Origin of the sequence: Pseudalkalibacillus decolorationis (assembly GCF_024609785.1) — a bacterium.
Classification (GTDB): Bacteria; Bacillota; Bacilli; order Bacillales; family Fictibacillaceae; genus Pseudalkalibacillus; species Pseudalkalibacillus decolorationis.
This window is the reverse complement of the sequence record NZ_JANHJQ010000001.1, coordinates 203,476-224,023: the sequence shown is the minus strand read 5'-3', so window position 1 is coordinate 224,023 and position 20,548 is coordinate 203,476. Positions and strand designations below refer to the sequence as shown.

Genomic DNA, 20,548 nt, shown 5'->3' with positions numbered 1-20,548 from the left:
CTTATCGGGGTTGGTAAAGGGTCCGACTCAACTTTCAAGATTTATCGATTTCTCGACAAATTTGATGAATTTCACCGTGAGGAGATTCCTTCCCCCATTCCACGTAAAAAACCTGAGTTAGGATTAAATTACACCCACTCAGGTATCATTCAAACTATGAAGCTCATTACTTTGCCATTTTTTCCAAGTTCCCATTTTTGTCCATTTTGAACTTCGGTGATGCAAGTTCATCTTGATCCTGCAGCAAAACCATGCGTCTTGCGCGGTCCATGATCTGCAGTAGTGCTTGATAGTCATCCTTCAATGCTGCGTAATTATCAGTTAAATTGTTTAAGGATGTATTGAGTACTTGATTTTGCTTTTGTAATTCATTGCATTCTCGCTCAAGCTGAGCGTTTTGCTGTTGTAATGAAGATGAATTAGTCTGCTCAATATTTAGGTTTTGTAAATAATCAATAACAGTGTGGAGTGAAACGCTCTGTTGATCAGAGTAGGATTGCTTGCTTACATAGGCGGGTTCTGTCACCTGCTTTTTTTCAGGACTAACGATTTCTTTGCTTGCTTCAACGGTTGGTTCTTGTTCTACGCTGTTATCCGGTAGTGTTACTTCTTCTACAACACTTCTGTTTTTAGGTTCAGAAAGTGGATGGTAGTTTTCAAAGTCTATAGGATCATCGTAACGAGATTGATAAGTGTTTGACTTGGAGCTTACTTGAGTAGTCGTTTCTGCAACTGCCCGTTTCTTTTCTTTCCGTTGGCGACGGGCAATTTTCAGCGCTTGTTCATATTTCTTACGAACAATTGCATTCCATCTAAATCCAACCGCTGCGGAAGTTCGATCAAGCTTGTCTCCTACCTCCTCAAACGCCTGTAACTGGGTACTTCCTTCTCGCACATGTCTTAATACGGTTTCTGCTAATAGTAAATCATTTTCTTCTGACCAAGCATCTTGTCTAACATTTGACATTGTTCATTCTCTCCTTTAACCCCAAAGGTTTTCTTATAGAGGATGTTCAAAAGTCCCAAATGATAAATTGCGAATTACTATCGTTAATTGGTCAACTTTTTGAACTCGTATCTATATTCTGGTCAAGAAGGAAAGAAGTTATACCAGTTTACTAATTTATTTTTACTAAGTAAAAAAGTTGTTTAATAGGTTATTCCCCTTTTTGTATCCTGTCTTCGTAATAATCAAGCCTTCTGGATACGGACTTTTCATAACCTCTTTCGGTCGGATGAAAGAATTTCTTGTGTAATAGATGATCTGGTAAATACTGTTGTGGTACAAATCCATCCTTATAATTATGAGGATACTTATATCCAAGCCCAGATCCAAGTTCCTTTCCACCACTAGAATGAGCATCTCGTAAATGAACGGGGACCTGTCCGATTTTTTCACTCTTTACTGCTTGTAATGCGCTGTCAATTGCTGTAATTACGGCATTGCTTTTTGGAGCTGTTGCCAAGTATAATGCGGCTTCCGCAAGCGGGATCCTCGCCTCAGGCATACCAATAAAATCAACGGCCTGTGCAGCAGCCTGTGCGATTAAGAGTGCGTTCGGATCTGCTAGTCCAACATCCTCCGCCGCATGGACATACAATCTTCTTGCAATAAATCTCGGGTCCTCTCCTGCATAAATCATTTTTGCAAGCCAATATAGTGTGGCGTCTGGGTCTGAGCCGCGTATGCTTTTAATAAATGCAGAGATGGTATCGTAGTGATTATCCCCTTTTTTATCGTATTGCAAGACGCGTTGTTGAATCGACTCTTCAGCTATTTCAAGAGCAATATGAAGCACATTGTTCAGGTCTGGATTCGTTGTGAGTACAGCTAGTTCTAGCGCATTGAGTGCTGTGCGGGCATCACCGTTTGCAACATCAACTAAATGGTCAATGGCTTCATTTTCAATTTGGATGTCGTACCTTCCAAATCCACGTTCAGTATCTTGGATGGCAGTTTTTAATGCTTTTGTAATATGTGCATCGGTCAATAGCTCGAATCGAAAAAGACGAGAGCGAGAAAGCAGTGCTCGGTTTATTTCAAACATAGGGCTTTCTGTTGTTGCACCAATTAAAATAACAGTTCCATCTTCAACATATGGTAAGAGGGCATCCTGCTGGCTTTTGTTGAAGCGATGGATTTCATCAATAAATAATAAGGTTTTCTGGTTGCTCATTTTCAAACGTTCTTTTGCTTCCGTTGTAATGGTTCTGATTTCACCAACACCAGATGTTACAGCATTTAGTTGTGCGAAATAAGCAGAGGTTGAATTGGCAATAATTTTAGAAAGGGTCGTTTTTCCTGTGCCCGGTGGACCGAAGAAAATCATCGCAGATAATTGATCTGCTTCAATCGCTCTTCTTAATAGCTTCCCTTTCCCTACGATTTGTTCCTGCCCGATAAATTCGTCTAATGTACGGGGTCTCATTCGATCGGCAAGTGGTTTGCTATGGAAATTATTACCCGATGAAACGTCGAATAGATCCATATTGTCACGTCCTTCTCATGGACTTAAGCTTATCTTCATTAAGTTCAACTGAACGATACTATACGGTTCCAAACAATGCAAGAGTTATGCGATTCATGCTATAATATCATAGGCTTATCTATCTAGATACTCGGAGAATACTCTTTGTAAACCATGAATAAATAACGATCGAACCTCTTATAAAGCACCTTGTTTAACAGAGTGAGATTGAGGAGGAAATAATGAAGATTTCAACTAAAGGACGATACGGTTTAACAATAATGATGGCATTAGCAAAAAGACATGGTGAAGGTCCGACCTCACTAAAGACGATTGCTCAAGATCATGAATTATCAGAGCATTATCTGGAACAACTCGTAGGACCATTACGAAATGCTGGGCTCGTGAAAAGTATACGAGGGGCATATGGAGGGTATATTTTAGCACAAGAACCGGAAAACATAACTGCGGGTGATATCATACGGGTACTTGAAGGCCCGATTAGTCCTGTAGAAGTGATGGAAAATGAAGAACCAGCGAAACGCGATCTTTGGATCAAGATCAGAGATGCAGTTAAAGACGTATTGGATAATACAACACTTGAGGAACTGGCTTCTTATAGTAAGGATGATGATCAGGAATCTTATATGTTCTACATTTAGAAAAGGTTCAAAAAAGCACCAAATGAACACGCAATTTAAGAAAATTCGGGTGATAAAATGAATGCGATTTATCTGGACCATGCAGCGACTTCTCCGACACGACTTGAGGTAGTTGAAGCAATGGCCCCATACTTTACAACTTTATACGGAAATCCATCGAGTATTCACCAGTTTGGTAGGAATACGAGACAAGCTCTGGATGAAGCTAGGCGTTCGATTGCTTCTACTATAAATGCTAATTTCAATGAAATCGTCTTTACGAGTGGAGGAACTGAATCGGACAACATGGCAATCGTTGGGGCCGCCTTTGCCAATATGGATAAGGGTAAGCATATTATTACGTCTAAGATTGAACATCATGCAGTTCTTCATGCAGTTGAATATCTTGAAAGGAACGGTTTCGAAGTCACTTATCTTCCAGTTGATCTAGAAGGTAGAATAGAGATTAAAGAGTTGGAAAGTGCACTTCGAGACGATACCATCCTTGTGACAATCATGTATGGAAACAATGAGGTTGGATCCATTCAGCCGATTCAAGAAATTGGTTCCCTTTTAAAAGGGAGCGACGTTTTGTTTCATACTGATGCAGTACAAGCATTTGGTAGTCTTGAAATAGATGTGAAAGAGCATGGAATTGATTTGCTTTCAGCTTCTGCTCATAAGATCAACGGCCCTAAAGGGAATGGTTTTTTATATGTGAACGGTGGTGTGCGCTTAGAACCGCGTACTTTTGGTGGTGAGCAAGAACGGAAACGAAGGCCAGGTACGGAGAATGTACCTGGTATTATGGGGATGAAGAAGGCAATCGAACTTCTATCAATAGATAAAGATATACGGCAGCAACAACTATCTTCTTTTAAAAAGAAAATGATTGACCTAATTGATGAATCGGGTATCAACTATATAGTCAATGGATCACAAAATGAGGCTTTACCGCATGTGTTAAACATAAGCTTTCCTGGAACAAAGGTAGAATCGGTGCTTGTTAATCTGGATTTAGCAGGAATTGCCGCATCAAGTGGTTCAGCCTGTACGGCAGGTTCAATTGAGCCTTCACATGTACTTGCTGCTATGTTCGAAGATACAAAACGGATGAATTCAGCGATCCGCTTTAGTTTTGGTTATGGAAATACCATGGAAGATATTGAAAAAGCAACAAATGAGATCATAAAGATCGTGCGTCGATTAACATAGTAGGTGGAGAGGTGAGTTGAAATGAAACGACCGGAAGAAACACGAGTAGTTGTAGGTATGTCAGGTGGTGTGGATTCATCCGTTGCAGCTTTACTATTAAAAGAACAAGGCTATGATGTGATCGGAATCTTTATGAAAAACTGGGATGACACGGATGAAAACGGCGTATGTACCGCTACAGAAGATTATGAAGATGTCATCCGTGTCTGTAACCAACTTAATATTCCCTATTATGCGGTGAACTTTGAGAAGGAATATTGGGACAAGGTGTTCACATACTTCCTTGATGAATACAAAGGCGGTCGAACTCCAAATCCTGATGTAATGTGTAATAAGGAAATAAAATTCAAGGCGTTTCTCGAGCATGCAATGAGTCTTGGTGCTGATTATGTGGCAACCGGACATTACGCACGCGTAGATACAAGCGGCGGTGAAGCAGTCATGCTCCGCGGGGTTGATGAGAATAAGGATCAAACCTACTTTCTAAATCAGCTGGATCAATCACAAATTTCAAAAGTGATGTTCCCAATTGGTGAGTATAACAAACCGGAAATACGAGAGATTGCGGAAAGAGCGAACTTAGCAACAGCTAAAAAGAAAGATAGTACAGGGATTTGTTTTATCGGTGAGCGTGACTTTAAAGAATTCCTAAGTCAATATCTCCCTGCACAAAAGGGTGAGATGCAAACGTTAGACGGTATTGTTAAAGGGAAGCATGACGGGTTGATGTACTACACGATCGGTCAACGTCATGGGCTAGGAATTGGTGGAAACGGAGATCCGTGGTTTGTGATTGGAAAGGACTTAAAGAATAACATTCTATTCGTCGACCAAGGATTTCATAATGACCTGCTTTATTCAGATAAGCTAACTGCAATTAAAGTGAGTTGGCTATCCGAAAAAAATATGCCTGATGAACTTCGATGTACCGCGAAGTTCCGTTATCGTCAACCAGATCGTCCAGTGACGGTGAAAAAGCTGCCTGATGGCACGTATGAGGTAATCTTTGACGAACCACAACGTGCCATTACTCCAGGTCAGGCTGTTGTCTTTTATGATGGTGATGTTTGCCTTGGTGGAGGTACAATTGATGATGTTTTCAAAAATGGAAGCACAATCTCTTACCTCTAATAACTCTTCCGCACAAAGCTTGGGGTTAACCAGGTTTTCTTTACACGTTAAGAAAGTATAAAAGTTTGCGGCATGGATGTAATGTCCAGCTTCAGCGCCCAACCACTTGGATCACTTCAGGCCTCCTGCGGCGGCAAAAGCCTCCTCGTTTAGCAACGAGCGGTACTTGCCTATAAGCTACGAGTTGTACCGAGGAAGCCCGCTTCGTAGTATTCCCTTGTAGACGCAGGTACAGGGCGCTTGCGCTTTTCTTATAAATAGCTTGATCACTACGGGTTGACTCAGAGATCGTTCTTTAGTGAGTCAGCCCGATCCTTTTTAAAAATAGTGTATTGGTGGTTGTTCACCCACTAATAAAAGGAGGGTTTCGATGTCAGATAAGAATAAGTTAGGTATTCAACTGATGCAGGAAGGAAAATATGAAGAAGCAGCGAAAGCATTTCATAAAGCACTCGAGGAAAAGCCGGAAGATCCGATTATCTACACGAACTTCGGGAACCTACTTGAGCGTGTAGGGGAATATGACAAGGCGATCGGGTTTTATGATAAAGCGATTACCTTGGATGACGAACTACCTGCAGCTTTTTATGGTGCTGGTATTGTTTTTTATAAACTAGAACAATATGATGATGCAATTGACTTGTTCGACACAGCGATCAAAAAAGGCCTTTCTGATTCGGATTCTCATTTTATGCTTGGTATGAGTTTTGCGCAATTAGGTGACTCTTTACGTGCAATGCCACATTTTCAATTGACGGTAGAGCAGAATCCAGGGGATACCGAGGCATTGTTTGAATACGGGTTGACTCTTGGCAAACTTGAAATGTTCACCGAGGCGATTACTGCGCTTGAAAAGGTTGTTCAAAAAGAAAAGGATCATGCAGATGCTTACTATAATCTAGGTGTAGCGTATATGTATAAAGAACGTTATGATACCGCATTCGAAATGTTTGAATGTGCTACTAAGGCCCAGCCTGACCATTTACTTGCGCATAATGGAATGAAAAGGGCTGATGATTTACGGGGTAAATAAGTATTCCAAAATGTAGCGGGGCGAGACGATGGAACGACAAAGCCAGTTTGATTTAAATACGGGAGATAAGAGATATATAAAAGGGTCGATTCGTCAAAGGATTTTTCACAATAATGAAACGTATTATTTTGTTCTTAAAGTAGCTGTAAAAGAATCTGACCTTGCTAATAGTGACGATGAGATGGTTGTTGTAGGTACTTTTCCGGTACTATCCGATGAGGAGGTCTATATATTTTGGGGTGCAGTACGTGAACATCCTAAATATGGAAAACAATTTATCGCTGAATTTTATCGAAAAGACTTGCCACGTACGGAAGAGGGAATGATCCTTTATTTATCAAGTGATCTTTTCTCAGGTATTGGAAAGAAAACTGCAGAAAAGGTTATACACACACTTGGGGTTGACGCTTTTTTGAAAATCATGGAGGACCCAGCTAGTCTTGAGAAAGTTCCAGACCTAACCGAAGATCGGGCGAAGACGATTCACAAGACCCTAATGGAGCACCAAGGCCTTGAACAATTACTTAGTACGCTGAATCAATATGGAATTGGACCTTCTACAGCAATTAAAATTTATCAAGAATACCAGGATGAGGCACTGTCCACGATCCAAACGAATCCATATCAATTAATTTATGATATCGATGGGATTGGATTTCAACGTGCTGATGAAATTGGTCGTGCACTCGGGATTGAACGGAGTTCCTCAGAACGGATTCAGGCTGGTCTTCTTTTTACGTTAAAAGAAATCTGTATGCAGCATGGACATACCTACTTACCTGTAGAGGAATTAATTAAAGAAACCAAGTCGTTGTTATTTCATAATACATATGATGAAGAAATCGATTTTTACAGTGAAATTGTTGGCCTGCACCAAGGGGGGAATGTTTATATTGACGAGGAAGATGCCTATTTACCTTCCTTGTTCTTTTCAGAAAACGGACTCATTAAATCGATTGGTCAACGCTTGAAACACAATGAGTATGAAAAAATCGAACTTTCCGATTTTTATACTGCGATTGGTGGGCTTGAGGAACAACAGGAGATGGAATATGCGGACGCTCAGAAAGAGGCGATTTACAAGGCTTTAACCTCATCAATTATGATCTTAACAGGGGGACCGGGTACAGGGAAAACAACTGTTATTAAAGGGATTATCGAAGTATATTCAGAAATACATGGTGTTTCTCTTGAGCCTAAAGATTATGAGGATGGGGAGTTTCCGTTTCTGCTCATTGCTCCAACCGGTCGGGCAGCGAAACGAATGAGTGAGTCCACAGGAATTCCCGCGGTCACCATTCATCGCTTATTAGGTTGGAAAGGCGGGAATGGTTTTGAGCATAACGAGGATCACCCTATTAAAGGAAGACTGCTGATTATTGATGAGATGTCGATGGTAGACTTATGGCTTGCATACCGTTTATTTCAGGCATTACCAAATGAAATTCAAATCATTCTAGTTGGCGATGAAGATCAACTTCCTTCCGTTGGTCCCGGTCAAGTCCTAAAGGATTTTATTTCTTCAGATGCGATACCCATTGTTCGACTTGAAGAAATTTATCGACAGGCGAAAGGTTCAACTGTTATCCAACTGGCACACGAAATGAAGGACGGTAATGTACCAGATGATATTTCGAAACCGCAGCATGATCGTAGATTCTTTCCCTGCACCCAGAGTCAGGTGACAGAGGCAGTCTTACAAGTTTGTCGAAGTGCGTTAACCAAGGGATATACTGCTAAAGATATTCAAGTGCTTGCACCAATGTATAGAGGCAAGGCAGGAATCGATGAACTTAATCTTAAACTTCAAGAAATGTTCAACCCGCCACATGACCAACGTCGAGAAATCCAACATTACGAAACAACCTACCGTGTAGGGGATAAAGTACTCCAACTCGTTAATTCACCCGAAGATCAAATCTTTAATGGTGACATTGGTGAAATCGTATCGATTATCCATGCAAAAGAAACAGTAGATAAAGAGGATCAGGTTGTTATCTCATATGACCCTGTTGAAGTAACTTTTACAAAGTCCGATCTTAATCAAATCACACACGCCTATTGCTGTTCGATTCATAAGTCCCAAGGAAGTGAGTTTCCGATCGTTGTTCTTCCCATTGTCAAAGGGTACTATAGGATGCTTAAACGTAACCTGATCTACACAGCGGTTACGCGCAGCAAAGAATTTTTGATCTTATGCGGTGAGCTAGATGCTTTGAATATAGCAGTTCGGCAGACGGAGGTTGGTTCAAGGAATTCTAAACTATCCGCAAAACTTACAGAAGTTGTTCTACTAAAAGACAACGTTCCATATTCGGAGGGCTGACTCATCGGGTCAGCCTCTTGTTTTTGGGGATAAGAGAGTATACGATGTTGGGCCTAGATGAAATGTCTCTAGGGTATAAAAAGCATCAGATTCGGACATATTAATAGAAGTAATTATGAGCCGAATGAATTATCATTCGTTCAGGAGGTGGATCTATTGATGAGATGTCCGAACTGCCAATCTAAGGATCTTGGAAAGATAGGTGCGGAACAATATTATTGCTGGGGATGTTTTATTGAATTGACAGCAGTTGATGGAAAACTTGCTCTTAGTCAAATTGAGGAAGATGGAAGCCTTACTTCATTAGACGATCTTTTTGAAGATGAAGATTTACAGATGCCAATGTGAGATTGGAAGGTGTTGCAACGATGAATCGGAAACTTACAACAATTATTACCACCTGTGCAGGGGCTTATGTCCTTACAAGATATATGAAAGATAGGAAGCTGGAGGATTTGATGTCCAGTAGAAAAATGAAAAAGGTACGTAAAAAAGTTGCACGGTGGATTTATTAACAATCACATAGAATACAGGACCGGTGGAGTTTATGAAAAAGTTATTTACAGTTGAATCACTCGTCCGATTAGGAATAGTCCTTCTCATTCTACTATGTGGACTTGTTATATTAAAACTCCGTCCTTTTTGGCATCCTGTTCTTGATGTCATCCTTACAATATTTGTTCCCTTTCTGATCGCGATTTTTATAACCTATTTGCTCCATCCGATAGTGGAAGGGTTACATAAAAGGGGTTTCCCCCGCTCGTTGGCAGTCTTAATTATTTATTTTACCTTTTTTGGTGGAATTGGTTTCGTCATTGTAAAAAGTGTTCCATACCTTGTAATCCAGTTAAAAGATTTGGGTGAACAATTGCCCACATTATCAAATACGTACCAGCACTGGATTAAGGAATTCTACGATCATACCGATCACCTTCCTGAAACCGTGCACACAGAGTTTGAGAATATACTCGATTCTGTAGAAGATTACCTTTATGCTTTAATCACAAGTATTGTAGGAGTTTTAAAAAGCTTTTGGAGCAATTTGTTTACATGGATTGTTATACCGTTCCTAGTATTCTATATGCTAAAGGACATTGAACAAATCAACAAACTGGCTCGAGCAGTTACCCCAAGAAAATGGAGAAAACCCGGGAAGAAACTTCTTAAAGATATCGATTTATCATTGGGAAACTATATACGTGGGCAATTAACGGTCGCTTTGATCCTGTCCATACTGGCTATCGGCGCATTCTGGACCGCTGGTGTTCCTTATCCCGTTATTTTGGGTGTAATCATTGGGATCACAGACTTTATCCCGTATTTTGGACCGATTCTTGGAGCGGTTCCAGTTGCACTTCTAGCAGCAACCGTTTCAATAAACAAGCTCTTAATTGTGATTGGAATACTGTTTGTGCTCCAATTTGTGGAGGGAAATATATTAGGACCGTTAATCGTCGGAAAAAATCTACATATTCACCCAATCGGTATTATCTTCGCCTTACTTGTAGGAGGGGAGATAGGGGGAATTGTTGGTCTAATTATTGCCGTTCCATTATTTGCAGTTGGAAAAGTACTATTTATTCATGCAAGAAATCATTTTAGAAGTGTTTGACATCGTTTCACAATTCCGGCTATAATAAGCCAAAGTAGAACTAAAAAGATTAACATGTTGATGGAGCGAGTAAGTCTATGCTTATACGACTAGAGAGGAATCCCCTTGGCTGAAAGGATTCTGTAGGAAGCTTGACTGAAGGCTACTCCGGAATGCAGGAAAACCCTGCCGGAACACACCGTTACTGTGGCTTGAGGTGATGGATACAATCGATGATGTATCTATAACCAGGGTGGTACCGCGTGAATAACTCTCGTCCCTGTTGAGGACTGAGGGTTTTTTTGCACGTTAAGAAAGTTTGAAATTTTTGTTGCATGGATGTAATGTCTAGCTCCAGCGCCCAACCCCTCGGATCACTTCAGTCCACTGCGGCGGCACAGCCTCCTCGTTGGCCTTCCAGTGACCTTCGGGGCTGAACCGGGCGCTTATGCTTTTCTTTTTTACAAAAAGTATGAATGGTTGGAGGGAAAAACAAATGAACAAATTAAACTCAGCAGAAGTAAGACAAATGTACCTAGACTTTTTTAAAGAAAAAGGCCATCGTGTTGAGCCTAGTGCTTCACTTGTTCCACATGAAGATCCTACTCTTCTCTGGATCAATAGTGGTGTGGCAACATTAAAGAAATATTTTGATGGACGAGTTGTGCCTGAAAATCCACGTATCGTAAATGCTCAAAAGTCGATCCGGACAAATGATATTGAGAACGTTGGGAAAACAGCACGTCACCACACCTTTTTTGAGATGCTTGGTAACTTCTCGATTGGAGATTATTTTAAAAAAGAAGCCATTCATTGGGCGTGGGAATTTCTAACAAGCAAAAAATGGCTTGGCATTGAACCAGAAAAGCTTTCAGTTACGATTCATCCTGAAGATGACGAAGCACATGATATCTGGCATAAGGAAATTGGATTGTCAGAAGAACGAATTGTCCGTCTGAAGGAAAACTTCTGGGATATCGGCGAAGGGCCAAGTGGACCGAACACCGAAATCTTTTTCGATCGTGGTGAAAAGTACGGCAATGATCCGAATGACCCCGAACTGTTTCCAGGTGGAGAGAACGAAAGATACCTTGAAATATGGAATCTGGTTTTTTCACAATTTAACCATAATCCTGACGGAAGCTATACACCGCTTCCGAAGAAGAACATTGATACAGGAATGGGACTCGAGCGGGTGATATGTGCACTTCAGGATGCACCGACGAACTATGAAACGGATTTGTTTATGCCGATCATCAATCAAACTGAAAAAATATCCGGCTATTCATACGGGAAGAACACAGAACACGATACAGCGTTCAAAATCATTGCCGACCACATCCGTACAGTTTCATTTGCGATTGCTGACGGTGCTCTTCCATCAAATGAAGGACGGGGTTATGTATTACGCCGTCTTGTGAGACGTGCGATCCGTTTTGCGAAACAGATCGGTGTAAATAAACCATTTATGTTCGAGCTTGTTCCAACTGTTGCTGAGATTATGGCTGCATTTTATCCAAACGTGCAGGACAATGTCCATTTCATCCAGAAAGTGATTAAGAATGAAGAAGAACGATTCCATGAAACAATTAATGAAGGTCTTGCGATTTTATCCGAAATCATTAAAAAGGAAAAAGCCGCTGGTAGTTTGACTATCTCAGGGAAAGATGCTTTTAAACTTTATGATACGTATGGTTTCCCATTCGAGCTTACTCAAGAGTACGTTGAAGAAGAAGAAATGACGGTTGACCTTAAGGAATTTGAAGTAGAGATGGAAGCTCAACGAGAACGTGCTCGTTCTGCGCGCCAGGAATTTGATTCAATGCAAGTCCAAACAGGTGTGTTGAGTGATATTCATGAACATAGTGAATTTTCCGGGTATGAGAATCTACATGAAACAACACTTGTTACTGTGCTTATTCAAGGTAACGCGACGATCAAACAGGCAACCCAAGGGGACGACGTGATAGTCATACTAGAAAAGACACCATTCTATGCAGAAAGTGGTGGACAGATCTCTGATTATGGAACAATTTCGAACAATGAGGTAAAAGCGACGGTTAAGGATGTTCAAAAAGCTCCAAATGGACAGCATCTCCATACCGTCATTATCGAGAATGGAACGTTGAATGTTAATGATCAGGTAGACGCAAAGGTTGATGCAGAAAGCCGTGCTGGTGTGGTTAAGAACCATACGGCAACCCACTTATTACATCAAGCCTTAAAGGATGTACTTGGAAAGCATGTTAATCAGGCAGGTTCATTAGTAGCACCCGACCGTCTACGTTTTGACTTTTCGCACTTCAACCAAATCACTCCTGAAGAGTTGGAGAAGATTGAGATCAGCGTAAATGAAAAAATATGGGACAACATTCCGGTTGACAAAATGGTAAAACCAATTGACGAAGCTAAAGCAATGGGTGCTATGGCTCTCTTTGGAGAAAAGTATGGAAGCATCGTACGTGTCGTTAAGGTTGGAGATTATAGCCTTGAATTATGTGGTGGCTGCCATGTTGAGAAAACAGCTGAAATTGGCCTTTTTAAGATTATTGCTGAATCTGGTATCGGTGCTGGCACCCGTCGAATTGAAGCTGTTACTAGCGAAGGAGCATACCGATATTTGACCGGTCAGGTACAAATTTTAAAGGACTCAGCTGCGATGCTTAAGTCAAATTTAAAAGAGGTTCCATCGAAAATTGAAGGTCTGCAAGGTCAATTACGGGAACTCCAACGTGAGAATGAATCATTCAAGTCAAAACTGGCAAATATTGAAGCAGGGCAGTTAACAAATTCGATACAAGAAATCGACGGAGTCAAAGTATTATCGAAGAAGATTTCAGCGAGCGATATGAATAACCTAAGATCCATCGTAGATGACTTGAAAAATCAAATCGGTAGTGGAGTCGTCGTCCTTGGTGCAGCTCAAAATGAAAAGGTGAATATTGTTGCAGGTGTAACCGCAGACTTAACTAAGGAAGGCTACCATGCCGGGAAACTTGTGAAAGAGGTAGCTGAGCGTTGTGGCGGCGGTGGGGGAGGCCGTCCAGATATGGCACAAGCAGGTGGGAAGCAACCCGAAAAGCTAGATGAAGCATTAAAATATGTTTACGAATGGGTTAAATCCATTTCCTAAATGTGTTTACGTATTGTACAATGGAAATAGAAAAGCGTGTATAGACCATTTCACACGTAGGATAGGAAAACTTTTCAGCAAGAGGTATAAGCGATGTCATAGAAAAGTTTAAGTCCCAAGTATAAGTCTACTTAGGCAATTGTCTGCGGTAAAGCTTGGCATTAGCCAAGTATTCTTTAAACGCTAAAGAGAGGTGTCAAGATGAGCTCAATGGACAAAACAGTAAAATTTAATTTTCATGATGACTCGATGGATGCCAATGTCAAACATGTGTTGCTGACGGTTTATGACGCGTTGCAGGAAAAAGGATACAATCCAATTAACCAGATTGTTGGGTATCTACTTTCAGGGGATCCTGCCTACATCCCTCGTCATAACGATGCAAGAAGCATGATTCGCAAACTCGAGCGGGATGAGTTAATTGAAGAACTCGTTAAATCATATTTGAATCAACATCAAGAAAGAGAACGGTAATCTCGGGTTTATGCGAATATTAGGACTTGATGTTGGGACAAAAACGATTGGAATTGCTGTAAGTGATGCATTAGGCTGGACGGCCCAAGGACTAGAAACCTATAAAAGAAAAAAACAGCTTAATGAGGATCTTTCTTATCTCAGTGATCTGGTTAGCAAGTATGAGGTTACAAAAGTCTGTGTAGGTTTCCCGAAAAATATGAACGGTACGATTGGCCCTAGTGGAGAAATGTGTCAAGAATTTGCCAAGGAAATCGAGGAAACATTAAACGTACCTACGGTTTTGTGGGATGAACGGTTAACGACAGCTGCAGCGCAAAGAATGCTTATTGATGCTGATGTTAGCCGGAAAAAGCGTAAAGGGGTCATTGATAAAATGGCTGCTGTCCTCATTTTACAAGGCTTCCTCGATAGTCCGGCAGCACAAAATGACGGAAAGAAGGTGTAACATATGCCAGAAGAAGAAAAAGAGCGTATCATCATTCCAGATGAGAATGGTGAAGAACATCTGTTTGAAGTTTTATTCACATTTGATGTCGATGAAACAGAACATTCCTATATGGTTCTAATTCCAGTTGGAGACGACGGAGAAACAGAAGATGATGAGGAAGTAGAAGTTTTTGCCTTCCGATATGAAGACAAAAGTGAAAAAGAGGATGACATCGAATTGTTCCCAATTGAAACTGATCAAGAATGGGATATGATCGAAGAAATGATCAACACTTTCCAAGCATCAGAAGAAATGTAAAACAACTAAAAAGTGGTAGAGGGTGGCTCCTTTTGAGCCATCCTCTTTTAATGTTTTAATCATGTAAACAGAAAGGTCGCTGTAGTTTCGTAAAAAAGTTCGATTAAACGGTCCCTTAAATCACTAGCAGACTTTAATCGAAAAATTTCACATACCGTACTGTAGATTCGACTAAAATACAAAAAATGTTGAATTTTAGCTGAAAATTTAAGGCGTTATCGTTATAATAGAACAGATGAGAGGAAGGGGGATCATTAGTGCTTCAACCAAATCTAGATCAAGAAACGATACAACGCCGTCATCAGGAAGCCAATATTGTACGAAAAATTGTTTTTATCGTATTTGGCGTTTTAGTACTGGCAATCCTTGGTGTTGGAATCGGTGGTTATGTATATGTACAAGGTGCATTAGAACCGGTTGACCCCGGTAATGAAAAAAGTATTGAAGTTAAAATACCGATTGGAACATCCACAGGTGAAATTGCAAAACGACTTGAAGACAACGGAGTTATCAATAGCGCACTTGTCTTTAAGTATTATGTAAAATATAAAAATGAAAATGACTTCCAGGCTGGTAATTATTCTTTAAACAAGTCTATGGAGATGACAGATATAGTTACTGCTTTAAAGGATGGAAAGGTTTTTAAAGACGCAGAAATCACTGTGCGGATTCCTGAAGGCCTTCGTATCCCGCAAGTTTCAAAAAAGATTGCTGACCAAACCGATTATACAGAAGATGAAATCCTTAAGAAAATGAAGGATGAAAAGTTTATCAAAGCATTAATCTCGAAGTATCCGGTTCTTTCAGAAAAGATATTGGATAAAAAGATCATGTGGCCTCTAGAAGGTTATTTGTTCCCTGCGACGTATGACTTTTATAAAAAAGACCAATCCCTTGAATCGATTATCGAAACGATGGTTAAAAAAATGAACACTGTTGTTGCTAATTATAAGGGAGAAATTCAAGAAAGCGGGTATTCGACACATGAAATATTAACCCTTGCTTCCATTATTGAAGAAGAAGCTAAAAAGAAGGAAGATCGTTTCCTTGTGTCGGGTGTCTTCTATAACCGTTTAGGAAAGGGAATGCCATTACAGTCAGATGTAACGGTAACCTATGCACAACAGGAATCGAAAATTATTGTAACCTACAATGATACTGAAAATGAATCACCTTACAATACGTATACAACTCCAGGCCTCCCGATTGGTCCTATTGCGACACCTGGAAAATCAGCCATTAACGCTGCTGTAAATCCAGAAGGAAATCCGTACTATTATTTCTTTGCACGTCCAAATGGTGAGGTGCTTTATGCGAAAAACTTACAAGAACATAATAAGTACAAGGAAAAATACATCCATGAATGGCGTGAGCTAGCGAAAAAGAATAACGACTAGCCTTTAGAGGGAATGATAATTCGCATTCCCTCTTTTATTATGTTAAAATATATCGGGTTAAGGAGGGCTTCCGTTGATAACAGAAGAACTTAAACAATACTTAGAAGGCTTAATTTCTAAACGTTCACCTGAAGTTGAACAAATGGAAAATGAAGCTGAACAAAATAATGTTCCGATTATGGATTTGATTGGAATGGAAGCTCTATTACAAATAGTAAGAATTCATCAACCTAAAAGAATACTTGAGATTGGTACTGCAATTGGTTATTCAGCTATCCGTATTTCACAAGCTTTAAATGAGAGTCATCTCGTTTCCGTCGAACGAGATAGCGAACGATATACGCAAGCCATCCAAAATATAAGTAAGGTCGGTTTAAATGGTAAGATTTCCGTCTTAGAAGGCGATGCATTGGAAAGAGTGGAATCAATTGAGAAAGAAGGTCCATACGATTTTATTTTTATTGATGCTGCGAAAGGTCAATATGAACGATTCTTTGAAGCGTTTGAGAAGATGCTAGTGCCAGGTGGCGTTATTATTAGTGATAATGTCTTATTTCGAGGATTTGTTTCTAAACGTGATGAAGAGATCGATTCAAGACGCTTTCGGAAACTTACACATAAAATCCGAAACTATAATGAGTTTCTAATGAATCAAACCGACTTTCAGTCAACCATTCTCCCAGTTGGGGATGGAATGGCAATCAGCATCAAAAAAGTCTGAGGTAGAACGTAGAAGAAAGGATAAAGGGGAAGTCCGCATGGCAAAAAAACCAGTTGTAATCGGTGTTGCGGGAGGTTCTGGTTCAGGGAAAACGACAGTCGCTAAAGAGGTTTTTCGTCAGTTCCGAGATCAGTCCATCCTTATTATAGAGCAGGATGCTTATTATAAAGATCAATCTGAGAAATCGATGGAAGAACGATTAAACACGAATTATGATCACCCGCTTGCTTTTGATAACGATTTATTAATTCGGCATATTGAAGGACTACGAAATAACGAATCAATTGAAAAGCCTGTATATAACTATACAGCGCATACAAGAAGTGATAAAATAATTCCAATTGACCCAAAAGATGTTATCATATTAGAAGGTATTCTAATCCTTGAAGACGAACGACTACGTGATCTCATGGATATTAAGTTATTTGTAGATACTGATGCAGATTTACGTATTATCCGGAGAATGTTACGTGATATAAATGAAAGAGGACGTTCAATCGATTCTGTTATCGATCAATACACCTCTGTCGTTCGTCCGATGCACAATCAATTTATTGAACCGACGAAAAGATATGCGGATATTATTATTCCAGAAGGCGGACAGAATCACGTAGCAATCGACCTTATGGTAACAAAGATTCGGACAATCCTCGAATCTAAAGAGATCTTAAAATTCTAACAATGTTTTATTAATACGTCTTTATCTATGAAGCATATACTAGTCGGAAACGAGAAGGTTTTTGGAGGAGTGAGTAGCGATGGCAGAAGAAAAAAAACACTATATGACTTTAGAAGGTAAGAAAAAATTAGAGAGTGAACTTGAATACTTAAAAACAGAAAAACGAAAAGAAGTTGTTGAGCGTATTAAAGTAGCGCGGGGCTTTGGGGATCTCTCCGAGAATTCCGAATATGATGCAGCAAAGGATGAACAAGCCTTCGTAGAAGCACGTATACAACAACTTGAAAAAATGGTACGGAATGCGGAGATTATCGAAGAACAAAATCAAGATCCAAACATTGTTTCCATCGGTAAATCTGTTAAGTTTGTTGAATTACCTGATGGCGAGGAAGAAACATATCAAATTGTGGGAAGTGCAGAAGCAGACCCATTTGAAGGTAAAATTTCGAACGATTCTCCGATGGCGAGAAGTTTACTTGGGCGTACAATCGGTGATGAGGTTTCGGTCCAAACACCGGGTGGCGAAATGAATGTTCGAATCGTAGAGGTTCAATAATCTATAATTATTGATAAGCTGATCAAAGGGGATCAATCCAAAGTGGTTGAAGACTTTTAAGGTCAGCTTTTTTCTCACGTTAAGAAAGTATAAAAATACTTTCTATAGTATAAGCGCAACTAAGGCTCAGCCGGCGCTAAAGGCTTGGCTTTACCAAGTTTTCTTTAATTGCACCGGTTTTAAAAAGATTCGTTTCGGTCAAAATGATAGAAGAGGTGGAATGCATGCAAAATCCGAAACGAATCTACCACATCTTAATAATGACTGTGATTGGCTTAGGAATCTTAGTGGGACGACTTGCACAGATTCAATTATTCGATACACTTTCCTTTTCAAGCCATGAGGTAAACTTAATTGAAGAAAGTGTTGAGCAAAGGGTACATTCAATCGCAATTGATGATGGGAGAGGTAAGCTTTTCGATCGGTATGGAGAATTATTACATGAACTTCATCAGCCGTCAGTCATTCTATTTCCCTTCTTATATAACGATAATCAGAATTTACATAAACTTAGTCAAGTTCTAGGTATCTCAAGCGAGGAAATAAAATCGAAGCTGAAAAATCGCTCAAAACCTCTCGTTGTCGATTCAGCCAATATTACACCAGAAAAGGTTGATGAAATCAATGATATGGGTATTCCGGGTGCATATGGGCAATTGGTTACTCAGAATCAACCATCTGATTTTGCCGCCCATTTTATCGGAGCGGTCCGGGAAAACCCCGAAATGGTATTGGAACGTTATCCTGAACGGATTGGCAAAGGTTTACTTAGCAACCAAACAAAAATTGGTGTTCTAGGTATTCAAAAAGCATTTGATCCTTTTTTAGTATCAGAAGGGGGATCGGAGCTCATCTATCATGTTCAGCAGTCTGGGCGGCCCTTGTTTGGACTCGATGTGAAGTATACGGCTCCATCCAACCCCTTCTATCCGATCGCTTTAACAACAACGTTGGATCAGAATAAACAACGAATACTCGAACGGGCAATAAATAAGTCCGGAATTAAAGATGGGGGCGCTGTTTTACTAGATGTTGAAACAAGTGATGTACTTGCAATGGTTAGCCGCCCTTTATTTCCGGAATCTGACCCGCTAAAAAAGGGAACTGGAAATCAAATGCTAGCCCCTCAAACTCCAGGGTCTGTTTTTAAAATTTTAACTGCAGCCGCAGCTATTGAACAGAACTTCCAACTAGCTGATCGCCAGTTTAATTGCAATCAAAATGTTTATAAAGATGGTGAAGCTTCTCGGAAGTTAGGGCTATTATCATTTGAAGAAAGCTTTTACCAGAGCTGTAATGTTACATTTGCTACGCTATTAAATGAATTAATAAAAGAAGATCAAGATGCGCTTGAGGATGTTGGTGGAAAGCTCGGCATAACTCAGATCTCAGGTTGGACCGGTTCAGTGTTTCATTACGATCAATTTCAACACTTTCCGGGTGAAAAGAAGAATATCATGTGGAAAGGAAATGGGGATAAACAGGTTACGAAAGCCGTTGCACAAACGGCAATCGGACAATTGAATGTACGATTATCCCCGCTATCCATCGCTAATATGATGGCAACAATAGCAAGGGGTGGTGAGAAGAAACAAGTCCGTGCTGCTCTTTCTGTTCAATACAAAAATGGAGCGACACTAGTAGAATTTGAGGAGCAGAATATCGATGGTTCAACACTATCTCCTTACACGATACAAAGGTTACAATCGCTGTTGGAAGGTGTGGTCAAGGAGCCAAAAGGCACTGGCCATCAAGCATTTTCAAAACTTCCTGTAGAGGTTGCGGGGAAATCTGGGACAGCAGAAAAGGGCGAAACTACCGTTAATAATAAATGGTTCGCGGGTTATTTTCCGGCAGATCACCCTAAATATGCACTTGTTGTCGTTGATTTAAATTCGAAAAGTCAGCAGTCAAAAACGAATCGTGCATTTGCAGAAATCGTAAATGAGCTCTATGAGTATGATAAACAATCTTCAAATGATCAGTAGTTTCATGGGTTTTTTTGCACGACATTCACTTTATGATTTGGAAGCAGTTGTTCTTGCAAATAACGTTCTTTATAAGGCGCAAGGATGAATTCAAACAAATTCTGTTCGGTAACCTCCTGCAGCTCTAGAGAAGTACCATCATGGAGACACACTTGCAATGTTTGAGAATCTTTCTGATACCCAATCGTATGAAACGTTTTCAAATTCCATTCATCTGAATGAAATGTCGTAAAGCGCATAATTTCACCCCTCCTTACTGTTATATTTATCATGTGAATGTAAAATACCTCTTTAACGACAAAACTAGTGCTAATATTACAAAAAAATAATTACAATATTAAAAATCCTCTAAATAGTGAAAATGATAACAGCATGAAAAGCGATGGTAGGAAATTTTTAGTCTTCATCGAATCCTTGTAGAGTGGTAGAATAAATGTAGAAATGGAG

20 protein-coding genes and 1 other annotated feature are annotated in these 20,548 nt (G+C 40.0%); of the genes, 17 read left to right on the top strand and 3 right to left on the bottom strand.

The features are described from left to right. Positions 1–166: 166 nt before the first annotated feature. Together NON16_RS01115 and NON16_RS01110 are read right to left on the bottom strand one after the other, a co-directional pair. Positions 167–967: an RsfA family transcriptional regulator gene (locus NON16_RS01115; protein ID WP_257346238.1), complete on the bottom strand. Its 801-nt coding sequence runs from the start codon at positions 965–967 to the stop codon at positions 167–169. Between the two features lie 190 nt (positions 968–1,157). After that, positions 1,158–2,489 carry an AAA family ATPase gene (locus tag NON16_RS01110; protein ID WP_257346236.1) on the bottom strand — a complete coding sequence of 444 codons (1,332 nt, stop codon included), beginning with the start codon at positions 2,487–2,489 and terminating at the stop codon, positions 1,158–1,160. 221 nt (positions 2,490–2,710) lie between these two features. Between NON16_RS01110 and cymR the strand changes: the two genes are divergently transcribed. From cymR to NON16_RS01025, 17 genes are all read left to right on the top strand, one after another. Beyond that, positions 2,711–3,130 (top strand): cysteine metabolism transcriptional regulator CymR, encoded by a 420-nt coding sequence (gene cymR / locus NON16_RS01105; protein WP_257346233.1) that lies wholly within the window; start codon positions 2,711–2,713, stop codon positions 3,128–3,130. A 57-nt stretch (positions 3,131–3,187) separates the two neighbouring features. Continuing rightward, positions 3,188–4,324 (top strand): cysteine desulfurase family protein, encoded by a 1,137-nt coding sequence (locus NON16_RS01100; RefSeq protein ID WP_257346230.1) that lies wholly within the window; start codon positions 3,188–3,190, stop codon positions 4,322–4,324. Positions 4,325–4,345: 21 nt separating this feature from the next. Next, positions 4,346–5,455 carry a tRNA 2-thiouridine(34) synthase MnmA gene (gene mnmA / locus NON16_RS01095; protein WP_257346228.1) on the top strand — a complete coding sequence of 370 codons (1,110 nt, stop codon included), beginning with the start codon at positions 4,346–4,348 and terminating at the stop codon, positions 5,453–5,455. A gap of 370 nt (positions 5,456–5,825) precedes the next feature. Further along, a complete protein-coding gene (locus NON16_RS01090; protein WP_257346226.1) occupies positions 5,826–6,488 on the top strand; it encodes a tetratricopeptide repeat protein in 663 nt (220 codons plus the stop codon). A gap of 28 nt (positions 6,489–6,516) precedes the next feature. Then, on the top strand, positions 6,517–8,814 hold the full coding sequence (gene recD2, locus NON16_RS01085; RefSeq protein ID WP_257346223.1) for an SF1B family DNA helicase RecD2: 2,298 nt from the start codon (positions 6,517–6,519) through the stop codon (positions 8,812–8,814). 156 nt (positions 8,815–8,970) lie between these two features. Then, positions 8,971–9,162, top strand: a complete 192-nt coding sequence (locus NON16_RS01080; protein ID WP_257346222.1) for a hypothetical protein — start codon at positions 8,971–8,973, stop codon at positions 9,160–9,162. A gap of 20 nt (positions 9,163–9,182) precedes the next feature. Beyond that, positions 9,183–9,329 carry a DUF3918 family protein gene (locus NON16_RS01075; protein ID WP_257346219.1) on the top strand — a complete coding sequence of 49 codons (147 nt, stop codon included), beginning with the start codon at positions 9,183–9,185 and terminating at the stop codon, positions 9,327–9,329. A 32-nt stretch (positions 9,330–9,361) separates the two neighbouring features. After that, positions 9,362–10,426 carry an AI-2E family transporter gene (locus NON16_RS01070; RefSeq protein ID WP_257346216.1) on the top strand — a complete coding sequence of 355 codons (1,065 nt, stop codon included), beginning with the start codon at positions 9,362–9,364 and terminating at the stop codon, positions 10,424–10,426. A gap of 48 nt (positions 10,427–10,474) precedes the next feature. Next, positions 10,475–10,690 (top strand) — a binding site (T-box leader). Positions 10,691–10,901: 211 nt separating this feature from the next. Then, positions 10,902–13,538 (top strand): alanine--tRNA ligase, encoded by a 2,637-nt coding sequence (gene alaS / locus NON16_RS01065; RefSeq protein ID WP_257346213.1) that lies wholly within the window; start codon positions 10,902–10,904, stop codon positions 13,536–13,538. A gap of 201 nt (positions 13,539–13,739) precedes the next feature. Beyond that, positions 13,740–14,012, top strand: a complete 273-nt coding sequence (locus NON16_RS01060; RefSeq protein WP_257346210.1) for an IreB family regulatory phosphoprotein — start codon at positions 13,740–13,742, stop codon at positions 14,010–14,012. A 10-nt stretch (positions 14,013–14,022) separates the two neighbouring features. Further along, positions 14,023–14,460: a Holliday junction resolvase RuvX gene (gene ruvX / locus NON16_RS01055; protein ID WP_257346207.1), complete on the top strand. Its 438-nt coding sequence runs from the start codon at positions 14,023–14,025 to the stop codon at positions 14,458–14,460. A 3-nt stretch (positions 14,461–14,463) separates the two neighbouring features. Then, positions 14,464–14,760 (top strand): DUF1292 domain-containing protein, encoded by a 297-nt coding sequence (locus NON16_RS01050; RefSeq protein WP_257346205.1) that lies wholly within the window; start codon positions 14,464–14,466, stop codon positions 14,758–14,760. A 257-nt stretch (positions 14,761–15,017) separates the two neighbouring features. Continuing rightward, on the top strand, positions 15,018–16,157 hold the full coding sequence (gene mltG, locus NON16_RS01045) for an endolytic transglycosylase MltG (protein ID WP_257346202.1): 1,140 nt from the start codon (positions 15,018–15,020) through the stop codon (positions 16,155–16,157). Between the two features lie 73 nt (positions 16,158–16,230). Beyond that, on the top strand, positions 16,231–16,878 hold the full coding sequence (locus NON16_RS01040; protein ID WP_257346199.1) for an O-methyltransferase: 648 nt from the start codon (positions 16,231–16,233) through the stop codon (positions 16,876–16,878). Next, positions 16,847–17,557 (top strand): uridine kinase, encoded by a 711-nt coding sequence (gene udk / locus NON16_RS01035; protein ID WP_372508713.1) that lies wholly within the window; start codon positions 16,847–16,849, stop codon positions 17,555–17,557. The genes NON16_RS01040 and udk overlap by 32 nt, the downstream gene beginning before the upstream one ends. Before the next feature lie 79 nt (positions 17,558–17,636). Continuing rightward, positions 17,637–18,113, top strand: coding sequence for a transcription elongation factor GreA (gene greA, locus NON16_RS01030; RefSeq protein WP_257346193.1), 477 nt, complete (start codon positions 17,637–17,639; stop codon positions 18,111–18,113). 224 nt (positions 18,114–18,337) lie between these two features. Then, a complete protein-coding gene (locus tag NON16_RS01025) occupies positions 18,338–20,101 on the top strand; it encodes a peptidoglycan D,D-transpeptidase FtsI family protein (protein ID WP_257346190.1) in 1,764 nt (587 codons plus the stop codon). Positions 20,102–20,103: 2 nt separating this feature from the next. On the opposite strand, the gene NON16_RS01020 is transcribed toward NON16_RS01025, so the two are convergent. Continuing rightward, positions 20,104–20,340 (bottom strand): KTSC domain-containing protein, encoded by a 237-nt coding sequence (locus NON16_RS01020; RefSeq protein ID WP_257346188.1) that lies wholly within the window; start codon positions 20,338–20,340, stop codon positions 20,104–20,106. Positions 20,341–20,548: the final 208 nt, after the last annotated feature.